Source organism: Pseudomonas sp. GD03862 (genome assembly GCF_029840855.1).
GTDB lineage: Bacteria > Pseudomonadota > Gammaproteobacteria > Pseudomonadales > Pseudomonadaceae > Aquipseudomonas > Aquipseudomonas alloputida.
In genome coordinates, this window is the sequence record NZ_JAOCDI010000046.1 from 19,663 (window position 1) to 36,910 (window position 17,248).

Below are 17,248 nucleotides of genomic sequence, written 5' to 3' on the forward strand. Positions count from 1 at the left end.
GGCGGCGGTGATGCCTCACTATGCGCTGTCAGGCCAGCCAGTCAAGGCTGAGCAGCAAACGCCCCTGCTGTGCCGAAGGGGACCGATGAACCAGGCCTGCCCCTTCATTACCCTGCCATTTTTCACCTTTGAGTATCGCCACCTCACCGGCTTGCAGTTGCTGGATGTTATCCACAGATGATTCAGCTGTGTGTAACTCACCACGACCGCTATCCCGTTCCTGCAACCATTCGCTACCTGGGCCGACGTAGGTGGTGAGCAGGCGCAAAGGTACGTTATCCACATGGAAGCGTGGACACATGGGACCGTCCAGAACGCGCAAGCGCAAACCGACCCGACGTGCGCCAACCAGGCAGGTATAAGCCGCCACCAACCAGGTCACATCAGCAACGAAAGCTTCATATCCATGCAAATCCGCCGCTTCACGCAGCAGATCTGGCAATACCGGCTTCTGCTCCTCGTCCACATCAATTACCCGCTGATCAGCCAAGGGCTGGCCAAGGCTGATCACCAGTGCGGCAAAGTCCTCCAGTTGGGCCGGCAAGCGCCGCCGCCATACGGCCAGGTTCACGCCATCCTGCAGCACTTCGGCCAGCACCTGGGGCGTCTCGCCAAACACCTGAAAGATATCCACAGGTCGGTGCGCCAGGTTCATGCTGCCGCCTCCTCATGCCATGGGCCAAATGGGTCAGGTAGGCGCAACCAGCCCATGTGGCCCAAGTCCATTTCTTGATCCGTCAACAGGCATGCATCGAGGGCTGTGGATAATTTTTCGAAGTCGATATTCTGCCCGATAAACACCAACTCCTGTCGGCAGTCACCGGTCTCAGCGGTCCAGTGTTTCAAGATCTCGCTGGTGTTATCCACATCCTGTGGCCACTGCTCGCGTGGCACGAAGCGCCACCAGCGGCCAGCCAGACCATGGCGCATCATGCCGCCCGCTTGCGACCAGCTGCCAGCTTCCTGATATTTGCTGGCCAACCAGAAAAAGCCTTTTGAACGCAGCAGCCTTCCGTTTTCCCAGTCCTTGTGGATAAAGTCGTAAAAGCGCTGTGGATGAAGCGGGCGTCGGGCCTGCCAGGTCATGGCCGCGACACCGTACTCTTCGGTTTCTGGTACATGTTCACCGCGCAGCTCCTGCAACCAGCCTGGTGCCTGGGCCGCCTGATCGAAGTCGAACAGCCCGGTGTTGAGGATACGTGCCAACGGCACTTGGCCCATGACCATGGGTACGATCTGCGCTCGGGCATTGAGACTGCGCAAAATAGCGATGAGTTCTTCGCGCTGATGTTGGCTGATCAGGTCGATCTTGCTCAGCAGCAGCACATCTGCGAACTCGACCTGCTCGATCAGCAAATCACTGATCGACCGCTCGTCTTCTTCGCCCAACGTTTCACCACGGCTGGCCAGGCTGTCTGCTGCTTGATAGTCGCGCAGGAAGTTCAAGCCGTCGACCACGGTGACCATGGTGTCCAGTCGCGCCATATCGGACAGACTGCGACCCAGCTCGTCACGGAAAGTGAAGGTCTCAGCCACTGGCAGCGGCTCAGAGATACCGGTGGATTCGATCAACAAATAGTCGAAACGTCCCTCTTCGGCCAACCGTGCAACCTCCTCAAGCAGGTCTTCGCGCAACGTGCAGCAAATGCAGCCGTTGCTCATCTCGACCAGTTTCTCTTCAGCGCGGTTGAGGCTGACATTGCGCTGCACCTCACTGGCATCGATGTTGATTTCACTCATATCGTTGACGATTACCGCCACCCGCAGGTTGTCGCGGTTGCGTAGCACATGGTTGAGCAGCGTGCTCTTGCCGGCGCCCAAAAAGCCGGACAGCACGGTGACGGGAAGACGATTGGACATGGCGAACCCCTTCAGGCAGACGCATTCGAAACGATGCATTGCACAATGTTATAAAGTAACAATACAATTTCGCCAAGTGGTTCTCGACGGACGAGTGCTCACAGGGGATGAAAAATGAATTTGCCACGCGTCATGGCATTGCTGTTACTCACCATGCCTGCTTCGCTGTTGGCCATGCCACAAAACCAAACACTGGCCCTTTGTACGCGGAGTGCGACGCTGCTCGCTTGCCAGGACGGCAAAGGCAGTTACTACAGTGTGCGTACTGAAGGCAGCACCTTCTACCTTCGCGGCTACGACTTCAGCAGCCGTCGGCTGTGGGCACAAACCAACAGCCGCTATGGCACATTGACTTTTTTTACCGGCCTGGCCAGCGATGGTGAGGCCTGGGTGGGTTACAGCCGCCGCGTAGGCTGGACCACCTTGAACCGCGTATCCAGTTCCAGCGGGGAGCGCTTCAAGCTGCATTGCAGCTTGATCGAGGGGTGCCGTTGACGCCTCCTTTCATTTTGAACGCTTTTTCTCTGCTGCCTATTTTGTAAGTCAGCTTCGAGCACGCGCTGAAAACACCAGCCTTGACCAGCCCTTTGTCAGACCGAAAAGCTATGCCGTAACCGCGTCGAGGCAAGGATCGAAATGAAATGTTCCACGTGGAACTATCCGAGCCTGCATGCCCACGACGCGGTTGCCACTCACCAATGGGAATTTCAGCTGCGCGGTTTGACCGCCCCGCAGTCATTGCCTAACCACACCGCACGCGTGTTCATGCTGCCTTGCTGCTGCACACCCGAAGCGTTGAACGTGCCACTGACCTGGGTGGTGAATTCCCGATCACTGAGGAATGTAGCCTGGCCACTACCCTGTGCCTTCGGGCAGCTGAACTGGAATTTCCACACGTTACCGGTACGGTCGGTAATCTTCTGCGTGCAGCCCGATTTCGGGTCCTGCAGGGGAATGTCATTCGTTGCCACCTGTTCAGGCGTCAGGCACGAACGCACACCCTTACCACCTACACTGACCCCTTGTTTGGCCAACACCCCTTCCATCATTGCGCGTTGCTCTGGCGGCAGGTTCTTCAACTGACCGAGCATGAATTCCATGTCGGGTAGCGGCTTGCCATCGACCTGCATGTTGCTGGTGGTCAGCTCCCACAACCCCGGTTGCAGCATCTGGGCTTGTACCAGTGGACTGCTCATGCCTAGGGCCAACGCCAACAGTGGCAGACGAATCTTCATGGACGAACGCTCCTGGAAAAAAGCCGGTCAAACGGGCCGGACTGAGCCTTAGACGCCAAATCCGCCTGCGGGTTGCAGGCGGACCGGGAACGTGTTCTGTTAACTCAAGTGTACTCGGCAAGCAGGATGCATATGGATTACCACAGCCCCTACTTCTTTGGTTACCTACTCGGCCTGATCCATCTGCTGGGTATTGTCGCCGCACTGCATGCGCTGTTCACCGTGCGGACAGCCCAAGGCGCCATTGCTTGGGCGATGCCCTTACTCTTCATCCCCTACCTCACCTTGATCCCCTACCTGATCTTCGGCGCCCGCTCGTTCTATGCCTACATCAAGGCTCGGCGCCAGGCCAACCAGGAAATGCACGTGGCCATGGCCAACCTCAACTGGCGGCTCTGGGTTGAAGAAGCCCTTACCGCCCGCGAGTCGGAAAGCTACACAGCCTTGCGCGCCATGCCCAAGCTGGGTCGCATGCCATGCCTGGCAAATAACCAAGTGAAACTGCTGATCAATGGCAAAGCCACCTTCGATGCCATCTTCGCAGCCATCGAAAAAGCACGCGATGTGGTACTGGTGCAGTTCTTCATCATTCATGACGACACCCTCGGCAAGGCACTGCAGCAACTCTTGCTACGCAAAGCCGCCGAAGGCGTGCAGGTGTTCGTGCTGTACGACCGTGTCGGCAGCCATGCCTTGCCGTCCAGCTATAGCCAGGTGCTGCGTGACGGCGGTGTGCAGATCCACGCATTCGCTACCCGTCGCGGCTGGTTCAACCGCTTCCAGGTGAACTTCCGCAACCATCGCAAGATTGTGGTGGTGGATGGCTTGCTCGGCTTCATCGGCGGCCACAATGTGGGAGACGAGTACCTGGGTGAACATCCACAGCTTTCCCCCTGGCGTGACACCCACGTACAGATCAGCGGGCCGGTACTGGCCTGCTTGCAAGAGTCGTTCGCCGAGGACTGGTACTGGGCCACGCGCCAGCTACCGCCGCTGATCCTGCCCGATACGTACCCGGATAACGGCGTGCTGTGTCAGGCCCTTGCCAGCGGCCCGGCAGACCCACAAGAAACCTGCTCGCTGTTCTTCCTTGAAGCGATTCATTCGGCCACCCGCAGGGTGTGGATCACCAGCCCCTACTTCATCCCTGACGAGGCCGTGTTCGCCGCCTTGCGGCTGGCGGTGCTACGGGGAGTCGATGTGCGGGTGCTGATCCCGTCACGGCCTGACCACCGCATCGTCTACGCCGCCTCCAGCCTGTTTGCCTTCGAAGCAGTGCGCGCGGGGGTACGTATGTTCCGTTACCAACCCGGGTTTCTGCATCAGAAGGTGGTGCTAGTGGATGATGACGTCAGCGCGATTGGGAGTGCCAACCTGGACAACCGATCGTTCCGCCTGAACTTCGAGATTACCCTTCTGACAGTCGATCGCGGCTTCGCCGACCAGGTCGAGCACATGCTCCAGGAAGACTTCGAACAAGCGCGGGAAATTACTGCAGAAGACACCCAAGATACCCATCGACTGCAGCAATTGGGGATGCGGATTGCGCGGCTGATATCGCCGATTCTTTAGCGTGAACACGCCCGTTGAAAGCGGCCTTTTCGCGCTAAAGGCCGCTCCTGCACAGCCTTATCAGTGCTGTGATACTTACGATTTCAGCGGTACAAGTCTTCCCGCGTCCAGGGCAGGTCATGATGCCCGTCGGCGTATGGCTTCACTGCCAATATCTGGTGCAGGTTGATCCAGCCCTTCTGAAAGGCGTAGGCACACCCGGCCAAGTACAAACGCCAGATCCGCAGGGTCTTCTCAGGCACCAGCGCTGCCGCCTTGTGCAACTGGTTCTCCAGGTTCTCGCTCCAGTGGTGCAAGGTTTTAGCGTAGTGCAGGCGCAGGCTCTCCACGTCCACTACCTCCAGCCCGGCTTCACAGATACTGGCGCTGATCATCGACAGGTGCGGCAGCTCGCCGTGGGGGAATACATAGCGATCGATGAACTCACCCGCCCCACGCCCGACCGGTCGGCCATCGACGTGCTTGGCAGTGATGCCGTGGTTCATCACCAGCCCCCCTTCCCTCACCGCCCCGAACAGCTTCTGGCAGTACAGCGCCAGGTTGGCATGCCCGACATGCTCGAACATACCCACGCTGACAACCTTGTCGAAGCGACCATCCTGGGGTAGATCGCGGTAATCGAGAATCTGCAGGTCGACCTTGTCGGCAAGCCCTTCCGTTTGCACACGCTTGCGGCCGAGCTTCAATTGCTCCTTGCTCAGGGTAATACCGAACACCTTGGCGCCATATTCACGGGCAGCGAACCGCGCCAGCCCGCCCCAGCCACAGCCAACATCGAGCAGGTAGTCACCGGCATCCAGACGCAGCTTGCGGCACAGGTGGTCAAACTTGTCCTGCTGCGCCTGGTCGAGCGTATTGTCCGGCTCACGGAAGTAGGCGCAAGAATAGGCCATGTCCTGGTCCAGCCAAAGCTGGTAGAACGCGTTGGACACGTCATAGTGGTAGGAGATGGCTTTGGCGTCGGTGCTCTTGTCATGAGACAAACGGGGCGGCGGCGTTTCATCCTCATCCGCCAGCAGCGCTTCGCTCAGCTCGTCGCACACGCGGATGGCCTCACCGATATCGCCTTCCAGCTCCAGCTTGCCTTCGACGAATGCGGTGCCCAGTTGGTCCATGCTTGGGTGGGTCAACTGGCTGATCAGCTGCGGTTCCTTCACCAGAATGGTGACCTGAGGACTAGGCCCAAGATCAATCTGGTTACCGTCCCACAGCTTCAGCCTCAGCGGCAGATGCAAGCTCTGCAATGCAGGTGGAAGTTGAGCAAGCATGAAACACCCCTCCTGTCCGTAATTAGCCACGACGCCTAATATTTCGAACGTCGCCGGATCAGAGTAGTTCATCTGTGGGATGTTTCCTCTAAACAAGACCATGGTCTAGAACCAACTGATCTTATCCATACAGCAGATTGTATACAATCTCTGCATCTCAGCTTAACCTTGTGCCCTCTCGCGCTTCTACATCCTGGAGTTGAACCCATGAAATCCTATGACGTGGTGATCATCGGCGGTGGCCCTGGTGGCTATAACGCAGCCATCCGCGCTGGCCAGTTGGGCCTGAGCGTTGCCTGCGTGGAAGGCCGCTCGACCTTGGGCGGTACCTGCCTGAACGTCGGCTGCATGCCATCCAAGGCACTGCTGCATGCTTCGGAGCTTTACGAAGCTGCCAGCGGTGACGAGTTCGCCCACCTCGGTATCGAAGTAAAGCCCACCCTCAACCTCGCCCAGATGATGAAGCAGAAGGATGAGAGCGTGACAGGCCTGACCAAGGGCATCGAATACCTGTTTCGCAAGAACAAGGTCGAGTGGATCAAAGGCTGGGGCCGCCTGGATGGCATCGGCAAGGTCGTGGTCAAGGCCGAAGACGGTAGCGAAACCGCGTTGCAGGCCAAGGACATCGTCATTGCCACCGGCTCTGAGCCCACCCCTCTGCCAGGTGTGACCGTCGACAACCAGCGCATCATCGACTCGACCGGCGCGCTGTCGCTGCCGCAAGTGCCCAAGCACCTGGTCGTCATCGGTGCTGGCGTGATCGGTCTTGAGCTGGGTTCGGTCTGGCGCCGCCTGGGTAGCCAGGTCACTGTCATCGAATACCTGGACCGCATCTGCCCCGGCACCGACACGGAAACGGCCAAGGCCCTGCAGAAGGCGCTCGCCAAGCAAGGCATGGTGTTCAAGCTGGGCAGTAAAGTGACTCAGGCTACCGCAGGTGCCGATGGCGTCAGCCTGACGCTGGAGCCTGCCGCCGGTGGTACCGCAGAATCGCTGCAAGCCGATTACGTGCTGGTGGCTATCGGCCGCCGCCCTTATACCAAAGGGCTGAACCTGGAAAGCGTGGGCCTGGAAGCCGACAAGCGCGGCATGCTCGGCAACGAGCACCACCGTACCTCAGTGCCGGGTGTCTGGGTGATTGGCGACGTCACTTCGGGCCCGATGCTGGCGCACAAGGCCGAAGACGAAGCGGTGGCCTGTATCGAACGCATCGCCGGCAAGCCCCACGAGGTCAACTACAACCTCATCCCTGGGGTGATCTATACCCGCCCGGAGATGGCCACTGTGGGCAAGACTGAAGAGCAGCTCAAGGCCGAAGGGCGTGCCTACAAGGTTGGCAAGTTCCCCTTCACCGCCAACAGCCGTGCCAAGATCAACCACGAGACCGAAGGCTTCGCCAAGGTCATCGCCGATGCCGAAACCGATGAAGTACTGGGTGTGCACCTGGTGGGCCCAAGCGTCAGCGAGATGATTGGTGAGTTCTGCGTGGCTATGGAGTTCTCGGCCTCGGCAGAAGATATCGCCCTCACCTGCCACCCTCACCCGACGCGCTCCGAGGCCCTGCGCCAGGCGGCGATGAATGTGGATGGCATGGCCATGCAAATCTGACGAGCCCCATTCGCTGCGTCAGGCCATGCCCTTGCCTTCGGCATTCGCTTTGCGGGCATACAGGGATAGAGCCGCCTTCAATTCCGGCCGGCTCTATCTTCAGGTATCAAGTCACAGCCAAGCCTTGATCTGCGCGCTCACTGCATCGGTGGAGATACCGTAGCGGTCATGCAGCGTCGGCAGAGCGCCGGCATCGAGGAAGGCATCGGGCAAGGCGATCTGGCGGAATGTCGGCGTTACCCCGTTGCGCAGCAGCAGGCCCGCCACCGCTTCGCCCAGGCCGCCGATGATCGAATGGTTTTCGGCGGTGACCACCAGCCGTCCAGACTTGCGTGCCTCAGCCAGAATCGTCTGTTCGTCCAGTGGCTTGATGGTGGGTACGTGTAGTACTGCCACATCGACGCCATCCTTCTGCAACTGCGCTGCGGCCTCTAGCGAGCGCATGGTCATCAGACCGGTGGAGATGATCACCACGTCCTTTCCGGTGCGCAAGGTCTTGGCCTTGCCGATCTCGAACTTGTAGCCATATTCGTCCAATACCAGCGGCACGTTGCCGCGCAGCAGGCGCATGTACACCGGTCCCTGATGGGCGGCGATAGCGGGCACCGCCTGCTCGATCTCCAGAGCGTCGCATGGGTCGACGATCATCAGGTTCGGCATGGCGCGGAAGATTGCCAGATCATCCGTAGCCTGGTGGCTGGGGCCGTAACCGGTGGTCAAGCCCGGCAACCCGCAGACGATCTTGACGTTGAGGTTCTCCTCGGCAATGGCCATGCAGATAAAATCATAGGCCCTACGCGAAGCGAATACCGCGTACGTGGTGGCGAACGGCACGCAGCCTTCGCGTGCCAGGCCAGCGGCTGCACTCATCAGCAATTGCTCGGCCATGCCCATCTGATAGAAACGGTCCGGGTGCGCCTTCGCGAAAATATGCAGATCGGTGTACTTGGACAGGTCCGCCGACAGGCCAACGATGTCCGAACGCTGTTCGGCCAGTGCCGCCAACGCATGACCGAACGGCGCTGAGCGGGTGGCCTGGCCCTCGGCAGCGATCGAAGCGATCATGGCCGAGGTTGTCAGGCGCTTCTTGCCGGTTTCGGTGGTGTTTACGCGGCTCATACAGTTCTCCCGACCTGAAGGTTTTGCAATGCCAGATCCCACTCGTTTTCATCGACGCGGATGAAGTGGGTTTTTTCACGTGACTCGAGAAAGTCCACACCCTTGCCCATCTTGGTATCGCAGATGATGACCCGCGGCTGTGCCCCTTGATGGTTGCGTGCGGCGTCGAACGCGGCGACCAGGGCGCCGATGTCGTTGCCGTCCACGCGCTGGGTAAACCAGCCAAACGCCTGCCAACGGTCAACGATGGGCTCGAATGTCAGCACTTCGCTGGAGTAGCCGTCGGCTTGCTGGTTGTTGACGTCGATGATTGCGATGAGGTTGTTCAGTTTCCAATGTGAGGCCGACATCGCGGCTTCCCAGGTTGATCCTTCGTTCAATTCGCCGTCCGAAAGCAGGTTGTAGACAAACGAATCCGAGTTCTTGCGTTTCAGGCCCAGGCAAGCGCCGACCGCTATGCCCAAGCCGTGGCCGAGCGACCCCCCGGTTATTTCCATGCCCGGCGTGTAGGCGGCCATGCCCGACATCGGCAGGCGGCTGTCGTCCGAACCATAGGTTTCCAGTTCCTCCAGGGGGATCACGCCGGCTTCGATCAGCGCTGCATACAGGGCGATGGCGTAGTGACCGATGGACAGGTAAAAGCGGTCGCGTTGCTCCCATTCGGGGTTGTGGGGCTGATAGCGCAGCGCATGGAAGTACGACACGGCCAGCAAGTCAGCGGCGCCGAGGGCCTGGCCGACATAACCCTGGCCCTGGACCTGCCCCATGCGCAGGGCATGGCGGCGAATGTTGTACGCGCGTTCGGCGAGCGCCGAGAGCGAAGTGTCGGGTGCGTTGACAGTCATGGTGACTACTCCAGCGAGTTAACGATTGACCGATGCGGCGGGAATGCGCAGGACCAACGTGGCCCCCGCGAGCAGCACTGCGGTGATCAGGTACATGCCGATGGCACTGGAACCGGTGGAAGTGGTGATCCAACCGATCAGGTAAGGCGAGCAGAACCCGGCAAGGTTGGCGAAACTGTTGATACCGGCGATACCTGCTGCGGCTGACACACCGCCGAGCAGCGTAGTGGGCAGCATCCAGAACAGTGAGGAAGCCGAGAGCACGCCAGCTGCTGCAAGGCACAGGCTGAGTACCGACAGCAGCAGGTTGCCACCCAGCAGCGCCGCCAGTGTCAGGCCGATGGCGCCTGCGATCATCGGGGCAACCAGGTGCCAGCGACGTTCGCGATGCTTGTCGCCGCTACGGCCCATCAGCAGCATGGCGACGATGGCGCACATGTAAGGCAGGCTGGTCAGCATGCCGATGTGCAGTGGGTCCGATACCCCGGCATTGCGGATCAGGGTCGGCAGCCAGAAGGTAATCGCGTACTGGCCCATGACTACACAGAAGTAGATGCAGGCCAGCAGCCATAGGCGGCGATCGCGGATGAATTCCCGAGGTGAGGCATGAGTGACCTTGTGGGCGTTGTCCTCGGCGAGCTCCTTGGTAACCAGTTCCTTTTCTTCATCGGTCAGCCAGGTGGCCTGATGCACGCCATCTTTGAGATAGGTCAGTACCAACAAGCCGACGATGACGGTTGGAATTGCCTCGATGACGAACATCCACTGCCAGCCCGCCCAGCCATGAAAACCTGCGAACTGATTCATGATCCAACCTGACAGTGGGCCGCCAATCATCCCCGACAATGGAATCGCGACGAACCAAAGCACGGTCATCTTTGCGCGACGGTAGGACGGGAACCAGTAGGTCAGGTACAACAACAGGCCCGGAGCCAGACCCGCTTCAGCGATGCCAAGCAGAAAACGCAGGGCATAAAACTGCCAGGCGGTTTCAACGAAGGCAAAGAGGGCGGAAATGATCCCCCAGGAAATCATGATCCGGGCGATCCAGCGGCGTGCGCCGACCCTGTGCAGGATCAGATTGCTGGGCACTTCGCAGAGAAAGTAGCCAATGAAGAACATGCCGGCGCCCAGGCCATAAACGGCCTCGCTTAGGGACAGGTCGCTCATCATCTGCAACTTGGCGAAGCCCACGTTCACCCGGTCCAGATAGGCACACAGGTAGCACAGCATCAGGAACGGCATCAGTCGCCAGGCAGTCTTGCGGTATGCGTTGGAGCGCACGGCCGAAACCGCGTCCAATGACAGGGTGGTAATCATGATGGTCTGATCTCTTGTTTTTATCGATTCAGAACAGCGTCAGCCGCACGGGCTGACGCAATGTGCATCAGTGAATGAGCATGCCGCCGTTTACATCCAGGGTGATTCCGGTCAGGTAGGTCGACAGATCGCTGGCCAGGAACAAAGCGGCGTTAGCGACGTCTTGCGCTTCGCCCAGACGGCCCAGTGGAATACCGTCGATGATTGCGTGGCGACGATCGTCCTGCATCAAACCGCCAGTGATGTCCGTGTGAATCAGACCCGGGGCGATGGCGTTCACGCGCACGTTATCCGGCCCCAGCTCTCGTGCCATGGCCTTGGCCAGGCCCAGTACCCCGGCTTTCGCTGCGCTGTAGTGCGGGCCACCGAAGATGCCGCCGCCACGCTGTGCCGATACCGAGGACATGCAGACAATGCTGCCCGAACGCTGCTCGCGCATCAGGGGAATGACGGCCTGAGACATCAGCAGAGTGCCGCGCAGGCTGACGTCGAGCACCTTGTCGTAGTCGCTGTGCTTGATGTCCAGGGTCTTGAGGGGTTGGGTGATGCCAGCGTTGTTGACCAGCACGTCGATGCGGCCAAAGTGCTCGATGATCTGCGCAACGGCCTGGTTTACCTGTGCCTGATCGGCGACGTTGGCGGCCAGGCCGAGATGTCCTTCGCCAAGAGACGCTGCGGCATCGCGGGCAGCGGCTTCATCCAGATCGAGGATCACCACGCGGGCACCTTGAGCAGCGAATGTGGCCGCAGTTGCCCGGCCGATCCCGCGTGCCGATGCGGCGCCAGTGATGATTGCGACTTTGCCTTGAAGAAGCATGGGTGTGACCTCTGATTGTTTTTATAGGGTCGATTCAGCGGAATCGATGGGCCTACTTTGGTCTCGGCCCAGGCCCTGAGCAATAACGCAAAAATCATTGGGTGCTGAAAAAAATTCAGCACTCGTCACCCTGATTGCTAAATGATTGAATGAAGGTCCCCAATAAAAATATGCGCTGCGAGCGAAGTGACTGATATGCGATCTGTTGACGATACCGCGCCGGCCCTTCCACCCCTGAGAGCGATTCAGGCCTTTGAGCAAACTGCTCGCTTCGGTAATGTTGCCCGCGCAGCGGAAGTGCTAGACCTCACCCCTTCGGCTGTCAGTCATCAATTGGCCAAGCTCGAAGCAATGATTGGTCGACAACTGTTCTTTCGCGCGGCGCGAGGCGTCAGCCTGACCCCCGTTGGCGAGCAGTATCTGAAAGACGTTTCCGGCATTCTGCACAGTCTTTCCGTCGCCACAGAACGGGCCAGCAGCGACGTCAGCCTCGATTGCCTGCGTTTGCATTCGTCACCGAGTTTCGGCCTGCTGTGGCTAATGCCAAGGCTGGAAGCATTTCGGATGGCGCACCCGGATATCCAGATCAACTTGTCGTGCTCTTATGAATCTCTGCATTTCAGTCGAGACAAGATTGACGTAGACATTCGCCATGGCGAACCCAATTGGCCTAGCTACGAGGTGCGCACTTTAGGCAATGAGGCATTTGCCGTGCTGGCCTCACCGAAACTGCTGGCCCGGCATAGGATCGACGACGCGTCGGATCTACTGCGTCGGGACTTGATTCTCTCCGAAGCCACATTGTTGAAATGGCCGGCCTGGTTCGCTCGACACGGTCTCGCCCGCCCGGAAAAGCCCTACGCGTTGAGCTTCGATCGTTCCTACATGTCCCTGGAGGCCGCCAGTCACGGGCTGGGTTTTGCACTCGAAAGTACGTTGTTAGCGCAGAAGTACCTTGCGTCCGGAACACTGGTGGAAGTCGTGCCACACATCTTCAGCGCGCCTGTGGCGGCCCATCATCTGGTGTTTCCGAAAGCGCATTCAGGGTTCGAAAGGGTCAGGCGTTTCTTGGCGTGGATGGAGAGAGAGCTCGGGCATGGCTTCGTGTTTTAGGCATGCTGATGATCGCGTGCATGTTGACGTCATTGCCCAAAAGCCAGCGTCGAACGAGTGAGGCAACTTCAAGGAGCAGGAACATTGCAGGCGGCGGCGCGGTGGACTCACCGCCTCCTGCGACAGTTTTAATTATCCTGCGTCAGCTTTAATTCTCTAAATCCACAAGCTGTGGATTTAGAGAATTAAAACTGTCGCATTGGGTCCACGATTCTCGGGCCTTGCAGCCCATCTCAGAGAAAGCGCAAAACTGTCGCAACACTCAAAAATATTGGTTTACTCAAATGCGTTAGAGAATTAAAGCTGTCGCAGCCAGCAACGGTGCGGGCTGGGACGCTTTAACGTGGCATTGGGATTTGGGATAGGAGCTTCTTGGAGCCTCGGGGCGAAGGCCGTCGTCACCGAAATCAAACCGCCAGCACAGCAGCGCTGCTATCGAACCGTTCGATGGTGGCCAGCGGTGAAATCTCGGTCATGCCCCAGCCACGATGGTTTTGACGCCCTCTACGTCACTCCAACGCTTCGTGGAGCTGATCACGGCGAACAATAGGTGGTTATTGCTGATCGGCGTTGCATCGATAGCAAAGCGCCTGCCCAACGTTGGCTCCTGTAGGAGATCACCCAGCCCTTCCGGGCTGCGCTGTCGCGCAGCAAACATGAGGTGTACGGCTTCAGTTCCGCAGCGACGCTGACATTTTGAAAAAGAAAAGGCGGTTGGCCCGGTAGGGCCAGCCGCCTTTTGCTTTGTTAGGGTTCGTGTGCGCGGGACAGAGATCGTAGCCAGCACTGGTGTGTGTCCGCACACCCGCGTAGGAGAGTGATCCGCACGGTATCGGCGTGAAGTCCCTGTAGGCATCAGCTGATTCAGCTGTGACCACGTATGAGAGAGTGAACCCTTTCGCCACCGTGTGCCCCGCGCGCCCTTTATCCTGCGAGGATTCATCATGACGCGCAAGCCTTCCAAGCAACGCTTTACCGCCGTCCATCCCGATTGCGCGGCGATCGATGTCGGTGGTCGAGAGCATTTCGTGGCGGTCGATCCCCCGCACGAAAATCCCGTCCAGTCGTTCACGTCCTTTACTGACGACCTGCTCAAGATGGCTAACTGGCTTGAAAGCCTGGGGATCAAGGTCGTTGCCATGGAATCCACGGGGGTTTATTGGATTCCAATTTACGAGATTCTCAGCGAGCGCGGTTTTGAGGTGTATCTCGTCAATGCCAGAGCAACTCGGCAAATCGCGGGCCGTAAATCAGATGTGCTGGATTGCCAGTGGATTTGGCAGCTGATGACTCATGGACTGCTCAGAGGCGCATTCCGCCCCGATGATCTGACCTGCTGCGTCCGGTCATTGGTCAGGCAGCGTGCTTCCAAAGTGAAAGACCAGGCGCAGACGCTGAACCGGATGCAAAAGGCCATGAGCCAAATGAACATCCAGCTGGCCAATGTCATCAGTGATATTTCCGGTGTAACTGGCATGAAGATTTTGCGAGCCATCTGCGCAGGTGAACGGGACCCATCGCAATTGGCTGAACTAACCGACCGCCGCATCAAGGCAGGCAAGGAGGCTGTCGCTCGGAGTCTTCATGGCAATTGGCGGCGCGAGCATTTGCATGCGCTAACTCAGGAATTGGCTGCCTATGACTTCCTGGAGCAGCAAATTGCTGATTGTGACGACGCCATAAAAGCCGCGCTAGAGCAGTTGCCGGTGCTGCAAAACAAGCCAGAGCCATCCAATAAGCCTTTACGGAGCCCACACCGAAACGGTGCCCAACAGACTGAATTGCATCAGACATTGGAAAGTTCTTGGCGTGGACCTAACCGCAATTCCAACCATTGGGGTGGACACTGCATTAGTGCTGGCAGGGGAGATCGGTACAGATCTATCACGATTCCCGTCCTCACAGCACTTCTGCTCTTGGTTGGGATTGGCTCCCCCTACCCGAATTTCCGGCGGTCATCGACTGGCAGGTGGCGGGCCCAAAATAGTCAATCGAGCAGCTCAAGCACTCAAGCAGGCCGCATCCAATGCCCGTAACGACAAGGGTTTCATTGGTGCATCACACCGAGCCAGACTGACTCGAATGGATACCAGCTGCGCCATCAAGGCCACTGCGCATCAGTTGGCACGTCTGGTGTACAACCTGTTAACCAAGAAGCAGGCTTATGTTGAACAAGGTCTTGAGGAGTTCGAAACCAGAAGCCAAGACCGGCAGGTCCGGGCTTTGCTTCGCAAAGCCCGGAAACTGGGGTATCAACTGGTGGCCGCTTGAGTGTTTAGAAAACAATGGGTTGCATTTTGTTTGATAGAAGCAGGCGGCGGCCTATGCAGGTGCATTTCCCTAGGTCAATCAATGAAGGGGCTCGGACGGCAGTCCAGAGGGCTATGTCTCCATCGGCTCGGCGGAATACGAAGCTGGGCACGGCGCGGCCATTCGCCAGATCCCCATGGGTGACCTGGTTCCTTCGACCGCTTCCATGGCCTCAGGGCAGTATGCGATCAGCCGTGACCTGAATCTGGTCTACAAGACGCCGTTGAATGAGCAGGTCCAGGACTTCGTGGGCTATGCGCAATCGAAGCAGGCCGATGACTTCGTCACGCGGATGTACTTCATCCCGGTCGCGAAATAACGACCGGCGTTGCTGCCCAGGGCCGATTCATGACACTACCTATCGTTGAGTCCATCTCACCGCCGCCATCGGCGCTGCGCGGATGGGTGTTCTGGTCGGCGATGACCATGCTGGCCTTGCTCGGGGCGGCGATCGTGTTCCTGATCGTTGCGTTTCTCCTGGGTGAGGCGCTCCCCTTGATCAGCAAGGGTGGCTTGACCCGGTTCTTCACTGACGAAGGCTGGTGGCCGAGGGATGCCAGTTTCAATATGACGCCGATGGTCGTGGCCAGCCTCTACCTGACGATCGGGGCGCTGCTGGTGGCTACGCCGTTGAGCCTGGCGATATCGCTGGTCACCACGTTCAAGGCACCCACCGGACTGGCGCGGTTGATGCGCAATCTGGTGGAACTCAGTGCGGCGGTGCCGACGGTGGTCTACGGCCTCTGGGGCGTGAGTGCCATCGTTCCGATCATCAACCTGTGGAGCCCTCCGGGAGCCAGCCTGCTGGCTGGTGTTCTGGTGGTAGCCCTGATGATCATCCCGACCATTACCGTCCTGACCCAGTCAGCCCTCCAGGGGGTCCCGGTCGCCTATGTGCAGGGCGCTGCGGAACTAGGTGTTTCCGAGAATCAAACCCTGCTGCGCATTGTCGTGCTTGCAGCGAGGCAAGGCATTTTCTCCGCCATGGTGCTCGGTGCAGCCAGGGCCATTGGGGAAACCATGGTGGTCCTGATGGTCTGCGGCAGTATTGTGCAGGTCCCCACTTCGTTGTTCGAACCCGTTGGCATGTATGCGGGAAGCGGTGTGGCGCTTCATGAGGAGGCTTTCAATACCGGCCAAGAGAGTCCACGGCCCGCGGGGGGGACGCGCTTGAAGCTCGCATCGATCACGGGATGGCAAAGCGGAGCCTCTGCACCAAGTGTCTTACATTCGTTTTTTGAACCCGTGACCCCAAGCGGGGAATAGTATAGCGTGTTGTCAATGTGGCGTGAGGGTATTCTTAGTGGCCAGTTCCAACTCATCTCAGTCGATGCAGGACTTCAGTCAAAATTTGCGACTTCTCTGCGGATATTATAAGTCGGTGGCAAAGGTGTGTCGCTCACTAGATATAAATCGTCAGCAGTTTAATAAGTATTTGGGGGCGCAAGCGACTCCCTCACCTTTTACGCTGCGTAAAATCTGCAATTTTTTTGGCGTGGATGAGGAAGAAATATTTTCCGAGCATGAATCCTTTCGTGCTCTTCTCACCACACAAAATACAGTGCGAGATTCAGACGGTGCAGTACCAGTAGATTTTTTTCCCAGCTCTGCGCACGAGTTGTCGAAGTATCAGGGTTACTACTTTGTTTATTTGATGTCTCCCGCCGCGCCGGGAGAGGTGATCAAATCGATTACCCGCTTGACTCGCTCGGGCGAAAAGATCCTTAGCAAAACCTTCGAGAGGATGAGGTTGGGCGATGACCAAGCGAAGACTTTTGGTATTAATAAGTACCGTGGGTTCTGCTTTGCCTCCTCCGATCTGATCTACCTCGTCGAGCGCGAGTATCTGTCATCCCGGGGCTATATATGGTCGGCAATCTATCCCTCCTACCGAAGTCGTTTTCGTTTTCTCAACGGCTTGGTAATCGGCGTTTCGGGTGACAATTTCCGGCGTCCTTTTGGTGCCCATGTAGTATTTGAGTACCTAGGCGAGTCGATCGACCTGCGTAGCGCTCTCAGCAGCTGCAGCTGTTTTCCGATTGATGCTCCTCAGATTCCCGTCGAGGTGAGAGCGCGGCTACTGGTTCATCCATCAGAAGGTGAATTCAACCTTATCCCTCCCCTGTTCTAAACCTCCAAAGGTGACGCTAGCTGACGCTCATGGGCGTCACCTAGCGTTTT

At 58.3% G+C, this 17,248-nt stretch carries 15 protein-coding genes and 1 pseudogene; 8 read left to right on the plus strand and 8 right to left on the minus strand.

Annotated elements, in window-relative coordinates:
* Positions 1–28: 28 nt before the first annotated feature.
* Positions 29–655, minus strand: coding sequence for a DUF1826 domain-containing protein (locus N5D53_RS23110; protein WP_279840895.1), 627 nt, complete (start codon positions 653–655; stop codon positions 29–31).
* The gene (gene zigA / locus N5D53_RS23115; protein ID WP_266023979.1) at positions 652–1,860 is read right to left on the minus strand and encodes a zinc metallochaperone GTPase ZigA; all 1,209 of its coding nucleotides are present in this window, start codon (positions 1,858–1,860) and stop codon (positions 652–654) included. Before zigA ends, N5D53_RS23110 begins: the two co-directional genes overlap by 4 nt.
* A 114-nt stretch (positions 1,861–1,974) precedes the next feature.
* Between zigA and N5D53_RS23120 the strand changes: the two genes are divergently transcribed.
* Positions 1,975–2,355 carry a glutamine synthetase gene (locus N5D53_RS23120; RefSeq protein ID WP_104962837.1) on the plus strand — a complete coding sequence of 127 codons (381 nt, stop codon included), beginning with the start codon at positions 1,975–1,977 and terminating at the stop codon, positions 2,353–2,355.
* A gap of 212 nt (positions 2,356–2,567) precedes the next feature.
* On the opposite strand, the gene N5D53_RS23125 is transcribed toward N5D53_RS23120, so the two are convergent.
* Positions 2,568–3,095 (minus strand): DUF3617 domain-containing protein, encoded by a 528-nt coding sequence (locus N5D53_RS23125; protein ID WP_010955846.1) that lies wholly within the window; start codon positions 3,093–3,095, stop codon positions 2,568–2,570.
* Between the two features lie 132 nt (positions 3,096–3,227).
* On the opposite strand from N5D53_RS23125, the gene cls reads away from it, so the two are divergent.
* Entirely contained in the window at positions 3,228–4,667 is a 1,440-nt protein-coding gene (cls, locus tag N5D53_RS23130; protein WP_279840896.1) for a cardiolipin synthase, read from the plus strand.
* Positions 4,668–4,750: 83 nt separating this feature from the next.
* Here the strand turns inward: cls and cfaB are convergent, their stop codons facing one another.
* Positions 4,751–5,935, minus strand: a complete 1,185-nt coding sequence (cfaB, locus tag N5D53_RS23135; protein WP_070095373.1) for a C17 cyclopropane fatty acid synthase CfaB — start codon at positions 5,933–5,935, stop codon at positions 4,751–4,753.
* A gap of 207 nt (positions 5,936–6,142) precedes the next feature.
* Here cfaB and lpdA point away from each other — a divergent pair, with 207 nt between their 5' ends.
* The gene (gene lpdA, locus N5D53_RS23140) at positions 6,143–7,543 is read left to right on the plus strand and encodes a dihydrolipoyl dehydrogenase (protein ID WP_003253243.1); all 1,401 of its coding nucleotides are present in this window, start codon (positions 6,143–6,145) and stop codon (positions 7,541–7,543) included.
* A 111-nt stretch (positions 7,544–7,654) separates the two neighbouring features.
* Here the strand turns inward: lpdA and N5D53_RS23145 are convergent, their stop codons facing one another.
* The 4 genes from N5D53_RS23145 to N5D53_RS23160 all read right to left on the minus strand — a co-directional run bounded on the left by N5D53_RS23145 (position 7,655) and on the right by N5D53_RS23160 (position 11,644).
* Positions 7,655–8,662, minus strand: a complete 1,008-nt coding sequence (locus N5D53_RS23145; RefSeq protein WP_064491864.1) for a transketolase family protein — start codon at positions 8,660–8,662, stop codon at positions 7,655–7,657.
* Positions 8,659–9,507, minus strand: coding sequence for a transketolase (locus tag N5D53_RS23150; RefSeq protein ID WP_129931818.1), 849 nt, complete (start codon positions 9,505–9,507; stop codon positions 8,659–8,661). The genes N5D53_RS23145 and N5D53_RS23150 overlap by 4 nt, the downstream gene beginning before the upstream one ends.
* Positions 9,508–9,525: 18 nt before the next feature.
* Positions 9,526–10,827, minus strand: coding sequence for an MFS transporter (locus N5D53_RS23155; RefSeq protein ID WP_104886886.1), 1,302 nt, complete (start codon positions 10,825–10,827; stop codon positions 9,526–9,528).
* A gap of 67 nt (positions 10,828–10,894) precedes the next feature.
* On the minus strand, positions 10,895–11,644 hold the full coding sequence (locus N5D53_RS23160; protein WP_014754902.1) for an SDR family NAD(P)-dependent oxidoreductase: 750 nt from the start codon (positions 11,642–11,644) through the stop codon (positions 10,895–10,897).
* A gap of 195 nt (positions 11,645–11,839) precedes the next feature.
* Between N5D53_RS23160 and N5D53_RS23165 the strand changes: the two genes are divergently transcribed.
* From N5D53_RS23165 to N5D53_RS23185, 5 genes and pseudogenes are all read left to right on the plus strand, one after another.
* Positions 11,840–12,757: a LysR substrate-binding domain-containing protein gene (locus tag N5D53_RS23165; RefSeq protein WP_029380745.1), complete on the plus strand. Its 918-nt coding sequence runs from the start codon at positions 11,840–11,842 to the stop codon at positions 12,755–12,757.
* A gap of 944 nt (positions 12,758–13,701) precedes the next feature.
* A pseudogene (locus N5D53_RS23170) lies at positions 13,702–15,028 on the plus strand (IS110 family transposase).
* Positions 15,029–15,203: 175 nt separating this feature from the next.
* Positions 15,204–15,386 carry a hypothetical protein gene (locus N5D53_RS23175; protein ID WP_088512629.1) on the plus strand — a complete coding sequence of 61 codons (183 nt, stop codon included), beginning with the start codon at positions 15,204–15,206 and terminating at the stop codon, positions 15,384–15,386.
* 29 nt (positions 15,387–15,415) lie between these two features.
* A complete protein-coding gene (locus N5D53_RS23180; protein ID WP_190869809.1) occupies positions 15,416–16,333 on the plus strand; it encodes an ABC transporter permease subunit in 918 nt (305 codons plus the stop codon).
* A gap of 37 nt (positions 16,334–16,370) precedes the next feature.
* Positions 16,371–17,198: a helix-turn-helix transcriptional regulator gene (locus tag N5D53_RS23185; protein ID WP_088512631.1), complete on the plus strand. Its 828-nt coding sequence runs from the start codon at positions 16,371–16,373 to the stop codon at positions 17,196–17,198.
* Positions 17,199–17,248 lie beyond the last annotated feature (50 nt).

Coding starts and splice junctions, on each gene's coding strand:
- N5D53_RS23175 (WP_088512629.1), top strand. CDS start 15,204: ATGGGTGACCTGGTTCCTTCGACCGCTTCCATGGCCTCAGGGCAGTAT.
- cfaB (WP_070095373.1), bottom strand. CDS start 5,935: ATGCTTGCTCAACTTCCACCTGCATTGCAGAGCTTGCATCTGCCGCTG.
- N5D53_RS23165 (WP_029380745.1), top strand. CDS start 11,840: ATGCGATCTGTTGACGATACCGCGCCGGCCCTTCCACCCCTGAGAGCG.
- N5D53_RS23145 (WP_064491864.1), bottom strand. CDS start 8,662: ATGAGCCGCGTAAACACCACCGAAACCGGCAAGAAGCGCCTGACAACC.
- zigA (WP_266023979.1), bottom strand. CDS start 1,860: ATGTCCAATCGTCTTCCCGTCACCGTGCTGTCCGGCTTTTTGGGCGCC.
- N5D53_RS23120 (WP_104962837.1), top strand. CDS start 1,975: ATGAATTTGCCACGCGTCATGGCATTGCTGTTACTCACCATGCCTGCT.
- N5D53_RS23160 (WP_014754902.1), bottom strand. CDS start 11,644: ATGCTTCTTCAAGGCAAAGTCGCAATCATCACTGGCGCCGCATCGGCA.
- lpdA (WP_003253243.1), top strand. CDS start 6,143: ATGAAATCCTATGACGTGGTGATCATCGGCGGTGGCCCTGGTGGCTAT.
- N5D53_RS23150 (WP_129931818.1), bottom strand. CDS start 9,507: ATGACTGTCAACGCACCCGACACTTCGCTCTCGGCGCTCGCCGAACGC.
- N5D53_RS23180 (WP_190869809.1), top strand. CDS start 15,416: ATGACACTACCTATCGTTGAGTCCATCTCACCGCCGCCATCGGCGCTG.
- N5D53_RS23125 (WP_010955846.1), bottom strand. CDS start 3,095: ATGAAGATTCGTCTGCCACTGTTGGCGTTGGCCCTAGGCATGAGCAGT.
- N5D53_RS23155 (WP_104886886.1), bottom strand. CDS start 10,827: ATGATTACCACCCTGTCATTGGACGCGGTTTCGGCCGTGCGCTCCAAC.
- cls (WP_279840896.1), top strand. CDS start 3,228: ATGGATTACCACAGCCCCTACTTCTTTGGTTACCTACTCGGCCTGATC.
- N5D53_RS23110 (WP_279840895.1), bottom strand. CDS start 655: ATGAACCTGGCGCACCGACCTGTGGATATCTTTCAGGTGTTTGGCGAG.